At 54.7% G+C, this 12,839-nt stretch carries 19 protein-coding genes and 1 pseudogene; 4 read left to right on the top strand and 16 right to left on the bottom strand.

Annotated features, from left to right (window positions below; all coding sequences use genetic code 11):
- Positions 1 to 151: 151 nt before the first annotated feature.
- Positions 152 to 397 carry an AraC family transcriptional regulator gene (locus tag DWB85_RS18770; RefSeq protein WP_205422812.1) on the bottom strand — a complete coding sequence of 82 codons (246 nt, stop codon included), beginning with the start codon at positions 395 to 397 and terminating at the stop codon, positions 152 to 154.
- Positions 378 to 584: an AraC family transcriptional regulator ligand-binding domain-containing protein gene (locus DWB85_RS18765; protein ID WP_162846204.1), complete on the bottom strand. Its 207-nt coding sequence runs from the start codon at positions 582 to 584 to the stop codon at positions 378 to 380. The genes DWB85_RS18770 and DWB85_RS18765 overlap by 20 nt, the downstream gene beginning before the upstream one ends.
- Before the next feature lie 366 nt (positions 585 to 950).
- Here DWB85_RS18765 and DWB85_RS18760 point away from each other — a divergent pair, with 366 nt between their 5' ends.
- The gene (locus DWB85_RS18760) at positions 951 to 1,433 is read left to right on the top strand and encodes a ferritin-like domain-containing protein (protein WP_117957571.1); all 483 of its coding nucleotides are present in this window, start codon (positions 951 to 953) and stop codon (positions 1,431 to 1,433) included.
- 152 nt (positions 1,434 to 1,585) lie between these two features.
- On the opposite strand, the gene DWB85_RS19595 is transcribed toward DWB85_RS18760, so the two are convergent.
- The 3 genes from DWB85_RS19595 to DWB85_RS20035 form a co-directional block, all read right to left on the bottom strand.
- Complete coding sequence (locus DWB85_RS19595; RefSeq protein WP_162846203.1) at positions 1,586 to 1,744, bottom strand: hypothetical protein; 159 nt, start codon at positions 1,742 to 1,744, stop codon at positions 1,586 to 1,588.
- Positions 1,745 to 2,384: 640 nt separating this feature from the next.
- On the bottom strand, positions 2,385 to 2,816 hold the full coding sequence (locus tag DWB85_RS18755) for a YqaA family protein (protein WP_117957569.1): 432 nt from the start codon (positions 2,814 to 2,816) through the stop codon (positions 2,385 to 2,387).
- A 286-nt stretch (positions 2,817 to 3,102) separates the two neighbouring features.
- Positions 3,103 to 3,312 carry a P-loop NTPase fold protein gene (locus DWB85_RS20035; RefSeq protein ID WP_205422811.1) on the bottom strand — a complete coding sequence of 70 codons (210 nt, stop codon included), beginning with the start codon at positions 3,310 to 3,312 and terminating at the stop codon, positions 3,103 to 3,105.
- A 238-nt stretch (positions 3,313 to 3,550) separates the two neighbouring features.
- Between DWB85_RS20035 and DWB85_RS19685 the strand changes: the two genes are divergently transcribed.
- Positions 3,551 to 3,823, top strand: coding sequence for a transposase (locus DWB85_RS19685; RefSeq protein ID WP_205422813.1), 273 nt, complete (start codon positions 3,551 to 3,553; stop codon positions 3,821 to 3,823).
- Positions 3,824 to 4,328: 505 nt separating this feature from the next.
- On the top strand, positions 4,329 to 4,754 hold the full coding sequence (locus DWB85_RS18740; RefSeq protein WP_117957567.1) for a hypothetical protein: 426 nt from the start codon (positions 4,329 to 4,331) through the stop codon (positions 4,752 to 4,754).
- Here DWB85_RS18740 and DWB85_RS18735 read toward each other — a convergent pair.
- The 11 genes and pseudogenes from DWB85_RS18735 to DWB85_RS18685 form a co-directional block, all read right to left on the bottom strand.
- Positions 4,751 to 6,355, bottom strand: coding sequence for a DUF3336 domain-containing protein (locus tag DWB85_RS18735; RefSeq protein WP_275400959.1), 1,605 nt, complete (start codon positions 6,353 to 6,355; stop codon positions 4,751 to 4,753). The two genes, DWB85_RS18740 and DWB85_RS18735, sit on opposite strands and share 4 nt — an antisense overlap.
- A gap of 79 nt (positions 6,356 to 6,434) precedes the next feature.
- Positions 6,435 to 7,946 (bottom strand): wax ester/triacylglycerol synthase family O-acyltransferase, encoded by a 1,512-nt coding sequence (locus DWB85_RS18730; protein ID WP_117957563.1) that lies wholly within the window; start codon positions 7,944 to 7,946, stop codon positions 6,435 to 6,437.
- 125 nt (positions 7,947 to 8,071) lie between these two features.
- Positions 8,072 to 8,275: an HTH domain-containing protein gene (locus DWB85_RS20030; RefSeq protein ID WP_420820280.1), complete on the bottom strand. Its 204-nt coding sequence runs from the start codon at positions 8,273 to 8,275 to the stop codon at positions 8,072 to 8,074.
- 19 nt (positions 8,276 to 8,294) lie between these two features.
- Positions 8,295 to 8,924 carry a 3'-5' exonuclease gene (locus DWB85_RS18720; RefSeq protein ID WP_117957576.1) on the bottom strand — a complete coding sequence of 210 codons (630 nt, stop codon included), beginning with the start codon at positions 8,922 to 8,924 and terminating at the stop codon, positions 8,295 to 8,297.
- A 5-nt stretch (positions 8,925 to 8,929) separates the two neighbouring features.
- A complete protein-coding gene (locus DWB85_RS18715) occupies positions 8,930 to 9,622 on the bottom strand; it encodes an RES family NAD+ phosphorylase (RefSeq protein WP_117957561.1) in 693 nt (230 codons plus the stop codon).
- Positions 9,619 to 10,020 (bottom strand): MbcA/ParS/Xre antitoxin family protein, encoded by a 402-nt coding sequence (locus DWB85_RS18710; protein ID WP_117957558.1) that lies wholly within the window; start codon positions 10,018 to 10,020, stop codon positions 9,619 to 9,621. The genes DWB85_RS18715 and DWB85_RS18710 overlap by 4 nt, the downstream gene beginning before the upstream one ends.
- Before the next feature lie 95 nt (positions 10,021 to 10,115).
- Positions 10,116 to 10,244 carry a hypothetical protein gene (locus tag DWB85_RS19885; RefSeq protein WP_275400955.1) on the bottom strand — a complete coding sequence of 43 codons (129 nt, stop codon included), beginning with the start codon at positions 10,242 to 10,244 and terminating at the stop codon, positions 10,116 to 10,118.
- A gap of 198 nt (positions 10,245 to 10,442) precedes the next feature.
- The gene (locus tag DWB85_RS18700; RefSeq protein ID WP_117957556.1) at positions 10,443 to 10,721 is read right to left on the bottom strand and encodes an addiction module antidote protein; all 279 of its coding nucleotides are present in this window, start codon (positions 10,719 to 10,721) and stop codon (positions 10,443 to 10,445) included.
- A 3-nt stretch (positions 10,722 to 10,724) separates the two neighbouring features.
- The gene (locus DWB85_RS18695) at positions 10,725 to 11,024 is read right to left on the bottom strand and encodes a type II toxin-antitoxin system RelE/ParE family toxin (RefSeq protein WP_117957554.1); all 300 of its coding nucleotides are present in this window, start codon (positions 11,022 to 11,024) and stop codon (positions 10,725 to 10,727) included.
- A gap of 205 nt (positions 11,025 to 11,229) precedes the next feature.
- Positions 11,230 to 11,340 (bottom strand): annotated as a pseudogene (locus DWB85_RS20025) (IS6 family transposase); the annotation flags it as partial.
- A gap of 13 nt (positions 11,341 to 11,353) precedes the next feature.
- Positions 11,354 to 12,067 carry an integrase core domain-containing protein gene (locus DWB85_RS18685; RefSeq protein WP_205422809.1) on the bottom strand — a complete coding sequence of 238 codons (714 nt, stop codon included), beginning with the start codon at positions 12,065 to 12,067 and terminating at the stop codon, positions 11,354 to 11,356.
- Between the two features lie 454 nt (positions 12,068 to 12,521).
- Between DWB85_RS18685 and DWB85_RS20020 the strand changes: the two genes are divergently transcribed.
- Complete coding sequence (locus tag DWB85_RS20020) at positions 12,522 to 12,695, top strand: ribbon-helix-helix domain-containing protein (RefSeq protein WP_420820279.1); 174 nt, start codon at positions 12,522 to 12,524, stop codon at positions 12,693 to 12,695.
- Positions 12,696 to 12,839 lie beyond the last annotated feature (144 nt).

The following is a 12,839-nucleotide window of genomic DNA, read 5'->3' as shown; positions in this document are numbered from 1 at the left end:
GGTCACCCTCTTCGAAAAAATCCCTTTAAACAATGACTTTTTCGATACCAAACATATCCTGGAAGATGACATGGTTTCTAACCAACTGAATTTGTTCAACAATTAACCGGACGCTAGTGAATTCGTGCCACTAATTGACTATTCGCGCCATTCAGCCGAATTGCCGGCTGCGCCATTGCGATGGCGTCACGCCGGACCAGCGCCGAAAGCACCGGGTGAAGACACTGGCTTCGGCGACACCAAGCAATTCGCCGATATCCGTCAGACTGAAAGCCGGCTCCGGGCGGCGCAGAAAAGCGGACCGCGGGGACCAGTTCTGGCCACACACCATCCGCGTGACGACGCACAACAGGGCCACCGCATGATCCCAGAACTGGTCACTGTACGTGCGCGCCAAACACGGCCATATCCTGCCGTTTTGCCAGTTGGAGGGCGAAGTCCTCGCGGTCGCAGCTTTGCGCCGCTACCTGCAACAGCCGCACCTGCTTGTCGAAAGGGATCAGCAGCGTGGGCTGCTCCAGCTGCTCCAGGCTGAAACCCACGTCCTCGAGAATTTCATCGAGTCGTCCACCCAGGTCACGCACCAGAGCGGGGAATCCGGATAGCAGGGAAGACCTTATGAGTGGAATCGAGCGCGCCATTGCAAGACATTAACACCTCGCACCTTGTGTACCAATGCCGCGGTGATACCCCAAACCAGCGCTTGAAGCTGCGGCTAAAGGTGTTCGATTCACTATATCCAGGCAACATGGCCACTGGAAACACGGGTGAGGCAGGATATTTGCCTGGGGAGCAGTTCTACCAACTCCCCCAGTTGGATGCTGGATTGGTGGTAGAGCCAGGTCTGAACTTGAATGCGAATTCGCCAGGGACGGGCAGTCACCCGCGCTGCGCGGATGCCAGGAGCGTCTATACTGGTTACGAACACTCAATAGAAGGAGGTAACCATCATGCCCCTCGACGCCGATTCACCGCAACGCGAGGTTATCATCGCCAAGCTCAATGAAATTGTGGAGCACGAACTGGCCGGCGTGGTCCGCTACACACACTACTCCTTCATGATTTTCGGCTACAGTCGTATCCCCGTGGTCAGCTGGTTTCGAAGCGCCGCCAATGAGACTCTGCTACATGCCACTGAGGCGGGCGAAATGATCACCATGCTCGGTGGGCATCCCTCCCTGGGCATCGGCAACCTGCTGGAGACCCACAAACACGACATGGCGGAAATCCTCAACGAATCGATGGATTTCGAGTTGGAGGGCATCGAGCGCTATCGCGAGCTGCTCTCGCTGGCGGAAGAAGCCGGCTCTATCACCCTCGAGGAATACGCGCGACGTTTGATTTCCGAGGAGGCGGTTCATGTCAGCGACATCGACAAGATGCTGCGCCGGCCGGGGGAGGTTGACCAGGCTATCAAGACCGAAGCGCCCTGAGCCGGGTCACCGGCTGGCATCCAGGCGGCGGTCGTACAATTATCGTACGGCCCTCCACCCTCCTCTCATTCCACCACGCAATGAGAAAAAGGCAGTATTGCGGCTGAAATAGCCGCGAAAACTGTTGAATTGCGATATCCCCAGGGACAAGCCTAGGCGTCCTCGCTGCGCATCTGTTCGTCGATGAATTGCGTTTCGAGTTCCTCAAGCCAGCGCATGATACTCTCGATCGCAATCGCCCGGGAAGGGAAGATACCCTCCGCGACTTTCTCGCCGATCAGTACATCAAGGGCTTCCAGATCCGTATCCATTGTCAACCTCCACGTCATTCATTCGAGCCGGGATACCAGCGAAAAATCCGTCTCCGGCACATCCTTGAGAAGTTTAACGCTTTTCCCAAGCCCGAGACGGATTTATCGGGCAGCTATTTTTATTCGAGCCTCTACCCTACTTCGCTTTCACACGGCCTTAGTGAAACGCAAATATCAGCAGCTTTACCCGCCTCGGCCAGAGTGGCTTTGAACGCCTGTTACGCCAACACACCCTTTGTTTTCGCCATCAAACACAATGACGGTGCGCCCAGGCTGACCCCGGACGTGGTGTAAGCCCCATGACGCGCACGGCTTTGGCTGCTACTCGCCATGCGCCTGTACCTCCTGTCGTGACAAGGAGGAAGTGCTAGCGCAACACGTGGCGGGTGAGAAACTAAAACGGCGCGCAGGGCACCCCGTTTAGGAGAGAATGGCGGAGAGCGAGGGATTAGCTGTCGTACCGAGATCGAACTTGAAATGATCTATCGGCTCATTCTCGACACTTCCAGCGAGGGAAGGTTCACAACGGCTAATCGGCCGTTGTGAACCCTGCCACGAAAGACACTGTTAGCTAATCCAATAAACGAAAAGCCGCGAAACTTACGGGGTTTCGCTATTCTGCCATTCCTTTGGGTGAGCCTTAAAAAAAGGTCAGCTGCTGCACCAGGCCCATTACAATCACGTAGCGTACCGTCTTGCCGATGGCAGTGAGAGCGAAAAACAACCAGAAGGGAACCCGCATCACCCCGGCGACAAAGGTCAGCGCGTCGCCCCCAACGGGCATCCAAGCCAGTAGCAGCGACCAGACGCCGAATTTTCTGAACCACTGCTGCGCCCTGGCCAGGCTCGTGGCCTGGAAGGGAAACCAGCGGCGATCCTGGAAATGCAGCAGGTAGCGACCCAGTAGCCAGTTCACGGCAGACCCCAGGGAATTTCCGGCGGAAGCCCAGAACAGTAGTAGCAGCGGGTCGTATCCCGCCTTAATCAGTGCCGCAAACAGGATTTCGGAATAGGCGGGCACCAGGGTCGCGGCCAGGAAGGCGCTGAAAAATAATCCCAGATAAGCATCCATCACTGTGGGCTCGTGGGTAGGCTGGTACGGGCGCAGCGGACCAGCGACTGTAACAGCGCCTGTTGCTGCCGGCCCCGGGATATCAGCACCGCTCCAGCGCCGCTAACCAACGCGCAAATGTGCCAACTCGTCTCAAAACAATGAGTCAGAGCTCTTTCCTCCGCTAAACTGGGTCCTCTGTGGGTCAATATAGTTCCGGAGGAAATGATAATTGTAAGCGTGTTTCTTTTATCCATTCTACTTGTAAGCGCTGTCAGTCTGCAGGCGGAGGAAGCCAGCAAGGTGCTTATCGTGGTGTCCAATATGATTGATATGGGAGACCCGGAAAACACGACGCTTTTCCTGAACCCCACCGCCCCTCCAGCCCAATTACCATACCATCGCCCTTCGATGCCTTCACGATTGATGGCGCGAGTCTTTTGGCTATTCCAGCAAGGCCAAATTGATCTTTTGACTCATCTTCGAGTGCGCGACCCGAATCCAGAACTGTTGTCATCTATACTCCAATCTGGAATGTCTTGTAACACAAAACTTTTATTCGAGGACTCGCAATAGTCTTGGGAGTGAGAACCTGATGCTCAGGTACAGCGTTTATGTCAGGTTTCTGAGAAATTCCTTACTCCACGCGATTCAGGGTATCATTTACCGGGCGATCTCCACCCACTTGATCCACAAGGCCGGATTCTCGCTCAAGGATGGCGCTACCGGGGCCGTAAGCCTGCGCGGCCCGCTCAATTCAGCGCTTCGGCAGCGCCCTTATCCTCAACATTCACTTTCATATTTTTTTCCTGGATGGCGTCTATGTGTATCGCGACAACAGGCCTTCCCACTTTCAGCGCGTCAAAGCACCGAACAAGAGCGAGTTGGAAGATCTGGTTCAGTCGATCAGCCAGCGTGTAGGTCGCAGCCTTGAACGCCAGGGCTTACTGGAACAGGACACTGAGAGTGCCTGGATAGAACTCGACCCCGCCGAGGATACCGATGCCACACCCGATAAAGCGGGGTGAGCCCTGCCACAGATTCAGGGTAGTTCGATTTCTTATCGAATCGCGGTTGGTCCTCAACAAGGGCGTAAAGCCTTCATGATCCGCACCAGCCAGGCGTGGAAAAGGCATCAAGTCTATAGCCAACGCAAAAGTCCGCACCGCCGCTGAGCACCATGCTGCTATGACTTGGGCTCAGCAACTCAAGCGCGTGTTCAATATAGACATCGAGGTCTGCGCACGCTGCGGCGGATCTGTCAGAGTCATCGCTTGCATCGAGGAGCAGGACATCATACCCGATAAAGCGGGGCAGGCCCTCGATAGAGTTATGGCTCATCTTGAGAGAAAGGAACAGAACACCCCCGCCCTGCCACACCTGGCACCACCGACCAGAGCACCACCTGGGACAAGGTGAATTGATGCGCAGCATCAAGAGAGGGTGCCCTGGGGTACCTTGCCGCTTTTCGCTGGGAGGGATTCCAGCACAACAGCACTACATCAGCAAGGAAGCCAGTGAAAACCGCATGGCATGAGCTGTCGCGCGCACCCGTTCAGGAATGAACGGAAACGCTACTACTTCGGCCTGGACCGCATCGTATCCTTCCTGGATGCGCCCGCATCGGAGGACGCAGACTGCGAAGCGTTTACCGTGCGCTGGGGCGAGCGCAGCCGGGTTGCCACGCCTGTTGTCAGGGCGCGGGCTGAACTGGTACTGGGGGATATTTTCGGCGAGGCAGATATCGCCCGCTATCTCAACGCAGTACCCCCCACACGGGAGCTGCGGCGCGGTATCGGTTTGTGCGAGAGCCTGGAGCAACTTCCCGGTGTGCCCTGGAGCGTGCCGGGCAGGTACATTGCTCCCCTGGACCTTGCCCGCCAGCGCGCCGCAAAGGTGAAATCACACCGGCTAGTGCGGGAGCGCACGCAGCGCGGCCGGATTCCGCGCCCTCGCTAGGCGGACTTTCGCGCCACTGTCTTGTTGGTCGCCGGCACCGGTGGACGCGGCTTGCGGCGCACCCCTACACGGCTACCGCGCCCCGGTTTCACGGTAGCGGAATCGCCCTTCAATGCCGAGTCAGTTTGCGGCGCAGACCGCAACCAGTGTGCCTCATCCACTTCAAAGTCGCGCAGAATACCGTCCAGCGTACGCCCTATCCGCGTGGTTGTACTGATAACCGGTACCTTGGGCCACGTGGCGCGTTCACCGGCGTGCAACAGCGTGGCCATTTCGTCTTCATCGAGCATTTTGAGGATATCCAACAATCTGGTGTCACCAAAGCCGGGTACAATATTGACGTCTGCCCTGAACTGCTGGTCAATCACTGCATTTAACGCCTCCATCGCCGTGGCCAGGCGCGGCCCAACTCTAGCACGGTGCTGAACGAAATCGAGGCAGCCTCTCACCACTTGCTTGGTCGCCGCGACCGAGGCATCCGAAATGATCTTTCTGATACCCGGCTTCATGTTACTTTCACGACCCAGGCCAGGCAGCACCTGGCTGACGATAAAGTGGTTCACGCCATACATCCGCGACAGGCGTTTGGCCGGAAGGTCCTGAGAGAAAGAACCATCAATCCAGCGACGCGACGGCAAATAAGGCTTTATCTTGCCATGCACATCGCGGGCCTCCAGTTGCACCGATGGGAAGATTCCCGGTATGGCGGAACTGGCCAGCACGGCGGAGCGGATGGTGACGTTGGGCGACGCGATATGGTTAAGCAATCGTGAGGTCTGGCGAGGCTTGGCTGGAGATATGGTGATATTGATGCTGCGCCCGGTTTTTTCATAGGCTTCCAGAAATGTCATATCGGGAATCATCCGCGCCATTTCGCGTTTGATCGCGCGCATATCGATCTTGTTGGCCATGCCGAAACCAATCTTGATATCCGCATTATTACTGGTAAGTTCCCGCGCGAGATGATTGTTATCAAACAGTGCGAGAAATTCTTTATCCGTATGCGTGCCGACAACTGCGGCGACGAAAGCGCCGGCACTGGCGCCGGAAATTACCACCGGACACAGTTGCTGTTCAATCAGTGCTTTGAGGACGCCAAAGTGAAAATACCCCAGTGTGCCGCCACCACTGAGCATCAGGGCGGAGCGGCCATAGCAATGACTGGCGCGCTGGAAAAATTCAATGCGCTCCCCCCATGACACACCCTTCAGGCGCCGCGGAGACAATTGCTGTAAAGACTCACAGATCTCATTGATATATTCTTCGATGAGTAATTTGGTGCCGGATTTGGCCTTTTGATACAGCGCTGCTTTACCCATCCCCGCCATATTGCCGTGTATGCCCTCGTGCAGCCTAAACAACAAGCCGTGGTTGTCCCCTTTTTTGCGCAGCCTTTTTAAACGGTCCAGGCGAATGGCGATACTCGCGTGATCATAGAGGTCGGATTCATCCCGTGCCCGCCAGACGTCGGCACCTGACTCCCGGTCGTGGTGCTGCGCCAGCTCGTACCACTGTTCGTAGGTTTCTGCCTGCTGCATATTCTTCTCTATAGATCGCAGTTCCCGCGGAGTGAAATTAAACAACTTGCTTTTACTTGCCACGATAGTCCCCTACCTGTTTGCGGTGTGCCTGATTTGTCTCTTCGGTGTTAGTCTATATTACAAAAATAGAATTTACGGTCTAATCTCTGTTCAATTTGCGCTTTGAGCTGACCTTGCGACGGCCCCCTGCGCCGCTACCCTCTACGATAGCGGCAGCACTTAGCGCCCGTTTCGTCTTCTCATAAGACTCATACAGGCACTGCTGGAACACGTCCGGGTCCGGCATCATCTCGCGACAGGCGGTAATGCCGTAGATCAACTTGCCACAGATCGAGGAGACCGCAACAAACAAGCCATTCGTTGGCATAATGGGCCCCAGACCCGTGCCCCAAACCAGTTGCGCGCCACCGAAGTAAGCGGCGTCGGCAGGGCCCGGCATATTACTGAACACAAGATTGGGGCTTTCCGGCATGACCTTGTCCAACAAGCCGGCGGAACCGGAATTGTAAATGAGGTTGTACAGCATTGCGGTAGCCTGGGGCCCCAGGGCTTCGATGCCATCGTGCAACAGTGAGGCTCCCATGATTTCCAGCCGTTTCTTGCCATCCTGCATTGACGCTCGCACTGCATCCAGCCGAGCGATAGGGTCTTCAATATCCGATCCGCAGGAGGCATTCAGGGTATTGATCTGATTGCCACCCTGCAACTGGCTGGCACAGTCGCGTATATCAACCGGTACCTGCGCCACCAGCGGCTGCTCCGGCAGTTCATGCTTGTCCAGGAGATACTGGCGCAGTGCACCGCCGAACACGCTTAGCGCGAGATCATTAAGCGTGATGTGCGAGCGCAGCCGCTTCAGCTGCAGAAACTCCTCGAGATCAAATTCTGCAGCGGTTACCGCCCGGTAGGCGGAGGTACTACCGCTAAATCGGCAATGCGGCGCCTCGATAACCGGCCCTATCTCACCGCGCTTTTCCTCCTGGGCCGCCCGGCGCAGACTGTCCGTTGCCTGCACCAGAACGCGGCCGAATCGAAGCGGCCGCCTCGCAGCGCGCTGCGATGCCTTGATCATCATCGACACCATGCCCGGACGCGACTCGCGCAATAATGGCTCTTTACGTTGCAAGTGCTTACGCGGTATTGGCTGCGTGTCGTGCAAGGCCAGAAACATGTTTTTTACCGATACGCCATCCATTGCGGAGTGATGCACTTTCTGTACCACCGCAAAAGAACCAGTAGGAATACCCTCGAGATGGTTGAGGCCTTCAATGACGTAGACTTCCCATAGCGGTCTACTCATATCCAACTGCCTGGAATGCAAGCGCGCTAGCTGGATAAAAAACTGCCGCCAGTCACCGGGGCGTGGCAAGGCGATATGGCGCACATGAAATTCAATATCAAAGTCCGGATCTTCTATCCAGTATGGGAAGTCCAGGTTTGCCGGCACCTCCACCAGGCGCCGCCGGAGCATGGGTACGTCGTAAATCGCATCCCTGAAGCGCTCCATGATCTGCTTGAATCGCAGCGGAGAGCCTTCCGGCCCTGTCTCGGCGGTAGACGGGTCGTAAATTGAAATACTGGAGATGTGCATCGGGCGCCCCGGCGTTTCAGCCAGAACGAAGGACGCATCAAGACTTGTAAGCGGCTGCAATCAAATTCTCCTTGTGGCCCGGCCAGTCAGTATGTTCGGCGCAGATGTTTTCAGACTTTGCGCCAGATCAGGTTCCGGCCGGTTATTTTTCCAGTCGGGTCCAATTACGCCACTGGTATACATAATCAGGTTTTACAGGCTTTCTGTACCGGGGTCTGGCGTATACAGCTCCTGTACGCGGGCTGTAAATTAGTGAGTTCTGTAAGCGTACGGTGGAGTGATTGCGCGGCCATAAATATCGGTATTTTGCCCTGCGCAAGCATTTTCCATGTATCCGATTCATGGCGATCCCAATCCGGCTTTTTGTCAAAAACATCCTTAAGACTCACCCTTTGGAGCGGGCCATCATCACCAGATCGTTCTGCCGCCTCTTCTAACCAGTGGAAAACTCCGCTTATTAGTCATCCCGTTTATAGCTTCAATGACTTGTGCAGTTTGCAAGCAATCATTCAGAGCTCCATGTATTCCAGCGTTATCCGCTCTAAAATTTTCAACATGAAGTGCTTCCGTCAATGTATCTAATGATGGCCCACGATGGCTGCATGGCAAGTTCATTGACTGTGCCCAGGGGATAGCTGCTTTCTGGCTGCAGAAAACCCCATGGACGGCTGGCATTTTTAATCCGTATCGATCAACATGATCCAACAGGACAGGCCAGTCAAAACTGGCGTTGTGGATGATAATGAGCTGGCCCTTCAGGTAGTCGGCAATCGGTTGCCACTGCGACTCGAAGGATTCGAATGCGGCTGCCTGTTCGTTGGTAATCCCGTGAATCGACTGCGCTTGGGCCGCTATTGACTTCTGCGGTCGGATTTGAAATTCGACGGATGCCGCAATCTCCCGATGGCTCACGACGGTAATGCCGAGCGTTACGATATCCGGTAGGCCATTCTCGTCCGGCAGTCCGCTGGTTTCGGTATCGAGTACGATGTAATCGTCCGGCAGTTGGGTGAATATCCACAACATTTCTTTATACATCACCATCACCTCCTGCCACTGCCATCGAGGGATTCCACGTGGACAATGGCCCCCTGATCATAGTGGTAGCGCAGATATCGCCAGTGAATCGCATCAGACAGTGCTCGAGCGCGCATCACCCCGTAGCACTCCCCTTCCGCTCTCACGCTTCGGTAGTGAACACCGAAACTCCTGGCACCACGTAGGGCGTCACCGAGCTGCTGGGCTTCACCGTATTGATCGGGACCGTAGATCGTGTCGCCGACCAGATGACGTATATCGTGGAGGGTTGTCGGGCCCACATGCGTACGAATCACGCGCATGTCCTGGGTGGTCTTGTCGATGCGGGACTCCCGCAGGAAGCGCGCCCGATGAAAAGCCGATTCAGCGATGGCCACCGCCTCATCGGCGGCGCAGTAATAGATACCGAAGTTCCGGTTGAAGCGACCACCTCGCCCATCAACCGGCGGGTGAGTGAAGGCGGCCATGATCCAGGAGGCGCCATCGCCATAGACACGGTCTTCCAGTGGTACCAGGCGAATATCACCGACTTCATCGCGCAGCCTGGGGTTGGTCAGGGACTCCACGGCGTAAAGCACGTCCCAATCCTGGAGATTGGAGACGCGCTCGAACAGGTGAACCTGGGGGTAGCGAGACAGGATGATCCGGTAGACGGGGTCATTGACCTCACTGCCGGGCAGGGTGTCAATATCGATCACCAGCCACCCCGCTGGCCATCGAGAAAATCCCGCACGACCGCCAGGTCCACCACCTGGCCGGCCAGCAAGCGATCCAGCGGTGCTGTGCCGTTGAACAGCGGATTGTCATTAGGCGAGGCCAGCCACTGGTCGGCCAGCGCCGGATCGGGGAACAGGATTTCCAGGGACTTGTAGATCCCCAGGATGTAGCTGGCCCGCTCCAGCAGATCCCGCGTCAGCTTGGCCTTTTCCGGCTGGCTCTTCCAGTTGTAGAGGGTCTTCTCGTTGCTGAGCCCCAACAGGGTCATCTGCTGGGCACCGGTCAGGCGCCATTGGCTGAAGATAGTGAAAATCGCCGGCAGCAACGCGCTGGTAACACTGGAACCACGTTGCAGCAGTTGTTCAGCTTGAGCGACCATGCTTACCTCCTTTCAACCTCGTTACTTTACCCAACACTGTACTATTACAGTACTCAAATACAGACTAACGGTCTGTATTGTTACAGTCAACTGTATCAGAGGTGCTTTTTGAAGGTGCTGGCGGTGATGGTGACCGCGAAGGCAAACGCCAGTGAGAATGACTCGATGACCCAGGAGATACAAAGATAAATGGCGGAGAGCGAGGGATTCGAACCCTGAAGCATGCTATTTCCCGCCTCGCCATGCCCCCTAATGCCTTGTAAATCAGAGAGTTAAAAAATGAGCCAGGCATTAGAGGGCATCAAAAGGCGTGAGGATGGTCCCATGGTGGTCCCATCAGATCCTACGGGCAGTCTGGGTCGATCACCCTTTTTCCCGTTCGATTTGCACTGTCGAAAACAGCAACGGGGTTAGTTCATTGTTCAGGCAGCAACTGACAAATGCACACCCAGTGCGCGCATCAACCGATGGATTGTGTCCCACTTGGGTTGCGCCTTGCCATTGATCACCTTATAAAGACTTTCTCGGTTTAGCCCGGCGGCTTCAGCCACCTGCGCTACCCCCTTGTGCTTGATGGCATGTCCCAATGCCACAACAAACACGGCAGGATCATCGTCTTCATAAGCATCGGTCAAGTATTGAGACAACTCGTCTTCGGTCAACAAGTGATCAAAAGGATTGTATTCGGTCAGTATGGGCATTGTTCAAGCCTCCAATTCGTTCAGTATCCGTTTCGCGCGGGCGATATCGCGTGACTGACTGGATTTATTGCCACCGCACAACAGTATGATTAGCTCGCCATCACGCATCGTAAAATACAGCCGATAGCCCGGGCCGGCGAAAATCCGCATTTCATTAACGCCATTGCCCACCGACTTCACATCACCCAGATTACCAGCGACCAGTCTGTCGAGTCGCTGTGCTATTACTTTAGCCGCCTGCCGATCGCGGATGCGGGCGAGCCAACGGTTAAATACATCGGTGGTAACGACGCGATAGTGCATGCGAGCATTGTAGCCTATAGGCCACAATAAGACAATGGGGTTTTGATTTTTATCCCCGATTGAGCCAGCGTTGGTGGCTCAATTTTTGGTGCAAATCACTACAGCCCGGGATTGGAACACAGCGGTAGGACTTATACATGATGCATACCTGCGAGGGATATCGGCAACTTAACTCATTGAGACCGCTGAAATCTGCCACCTGATTTCAAACAACCGCCCTGCTCCATTCTTCAAACGCACTTGCCCTGAGATTGCGATGGTGTTCAGCCCGAACAAGGTGCCTACCGAGATTGAACAAATTACTGACCTGTCCATGGCGAATTCGCATTTCAAGCAGCCACCGGTAGCTGAAACAAACCGCGACAATGATTTTTCCACTGGTATTGGGTAATGTCCACGATATTGCTACCTGTTGATTCGACTGGAGTATCGCCGTTCTGCCCAGAATGAGTCCGGCGCTCATTGTAGTAAGCCTGATAGTTCCTCAGCTTGTTCTCCAGGTCAGTCGCAGTCCAGAAGAAGGTTTGATCAAGTAACTCTCGCCGTATGCTACCTATCAATCGTTCTACGAACGGATGCGACATCGGGACATGTGGTATTGACTTGATCTCTTCAATTTCGAGGACACGAAGATTCGCTTTCCATCGGTGGTATTGAAAAAGTGGATCGTTATCGCTACTGATGTGTGCGGGCCATGCTTGACCTTTGGTTGCATGGTTGAACATACGACAAAGATCGGGGCCATCCACGTTACCCGCATGCACAGCAAAGCCAATTATCCTGCGGGTGTACTGATCCATCACGACCATGATCCAGTGGCTCTTCAGCAGGATCGATTCGCGGCGGAATAGATCGACGCTCCATAAGCTGTCTTTTGCATGCCCGATGGTGGTCAGCCACGATGGTCCGCGGTTACTGGGATCTGGTTTGTAGTGGATTGCTAATACACGTCTGATGATGTCCTTATCCAGATCGAGTCCGAAAGCTAGGTTAATCTGCTGTGCGATGCGCGGGCAGCCAAACCTTGAATTGCGCTGCTTCATTTCTACGATCGCTTTGATGACTTCCCTTGATGCTCCCTTCGGCCCGGGCTTTCTGCTACCTCGTGGTGTATACAGAAGGCGATACTTTCGCTTCTTCAAAGCGTTGTGGAAATGGAGCAGGGTAGATGGCTTGATGATAACCGCCGACCTGACCAGCCTTCTTGGGTTCAGGAGTAGTGATAGGAAGCCGAGTACAGTGCGATCCCGGGTGGTTAAGTTGGGTGCTCGCTGTCGGGATCTGCTGTGGATTATCAGTTGCTGTTTGAGTAGCAGGTCCTCTGCAATGACGGTACGACTTCCGCCAGGTCGGATTACCTTGGCAAGCGCCGATAGTAGGTGATACAGCAGGTAAATGGCATCTTTCACGCTGACCGAGTGTAGAAAAGGACTCCGATTGCAGCAAACATCAACTCATTGATATTGTTGATGAATTAGGAATTCGCCATGCACAGGTTTGTACAACTCATCCAGTGAGGTGGTACGCGAAGCATTGCGTCTATGGAGTGAACAGCAACAATACAAAAAGAAAATGGAATTACTACGCGCCAAACTGGAACTCGCTGAACAAAGTCCTTTGCTCGACAATTTTTCAATGGATGATTTAATCAAAGAACTGGACAGTGAATAGCAGCTTATATGGCAATAAAATATGGTCCTTCAGACATTTCTGTGGGTCCATACTAAGCTGAGAGGCATATCCTGATGGGAGGATTTGCCATGCACAGCGAAGAAATGTACCGGCAGATGCTGGGTCTGACGGCGCCTTGGGATG

Source organism: Seongchinamella sediminis (genome assembly GCF_003457605.1).
GTDB lineage: Bacteria > Pseudomonadota > Gammaproteobacteria > Pseudomonadales > Halieaceae > Halioglobus > Halioglobus sediminis.
The sequence above is the reverse complement of the archived record's forward strand: the minus strand, read 5'-3'. Positions and strand labels throughout refer to the sequence as shown.

Coding starts and splice junctions, on each gene's coding strand:
- DWB85_RS18760 (WP_117957571.1), top strand. CDS start 951: ATGCCCCTCGACGCCGATTCACCGCAACGCGAGGTTATCATCGCCAAG.
- DWB85_RS18695 (WP_117957554.1), bottom strand. CDS start 11,024: ATGCACTATCGCGTCGTTACCACCGATGTATTTAACCGTTGGCTCGCC.
- DWB85_RS19595 (WP_162846203.1), bottom strand. CDS start 1,744: ATGGATACGGATCTGGAAGCCCTTGATGTACTGATCGGCGAGAAAGTC.
- DWB85_RS20035 (WP_205422811.1), bottom strand. CDS start 3,312: ATGACAACAGTTCTGGATTCGGGTCGCGCACTCGAAGATGAGTCAAAA.
- DWB85_RS18700 (WP_117957556.1), bottom strand. CDS start 10,721: ATGCCCATACTGACCGAATACAATCCTTTTGATCACTTGTTGACCGAA.
- DWB85_RS19885 (WP_275400955.1), bottom strand. CDS start 10,244: ATGCTTCAGGGTTCGAATCCCTCGCTCTCCGCCATTTATCTTTGTATC.
- DWB85_RS18755 (WP_117957569.1), bottom strand. CDS start 2,816: ATGGATGCTTATCTGGGATTATTTTTCAGCGCCTTCCTGGCCGCGACC.
- DWB85_RS18720 (WP_117957576.1), bottom strand. CDS start 8,924: ATGTATAAAGAAATGTTGTGGATATTCACCCAACTGCCGGACGATTAC.
- DWB85_RS18740 (WP_117957567.1), top strand. CDS start 4,329: ATGAGCTGTCGCGCGCACCCGTTCAGGAATGAACGGAAACGCTACTAC.
- DWB85_RS18685 (WP_205422809.1), bottom strand. CDS start 12,067: ATGAAGCAGCGCAATTCAAGGTTTGGCTGCCCGCGCATCGCACAGCAG.
- DWB85_RS18710 (WP_117957558.1), bottom strand. CDS start 10,020: ATGGTCGCTCAAGCTGAACAACTGCTGCAACGTGGTTCCAGTGTTACC.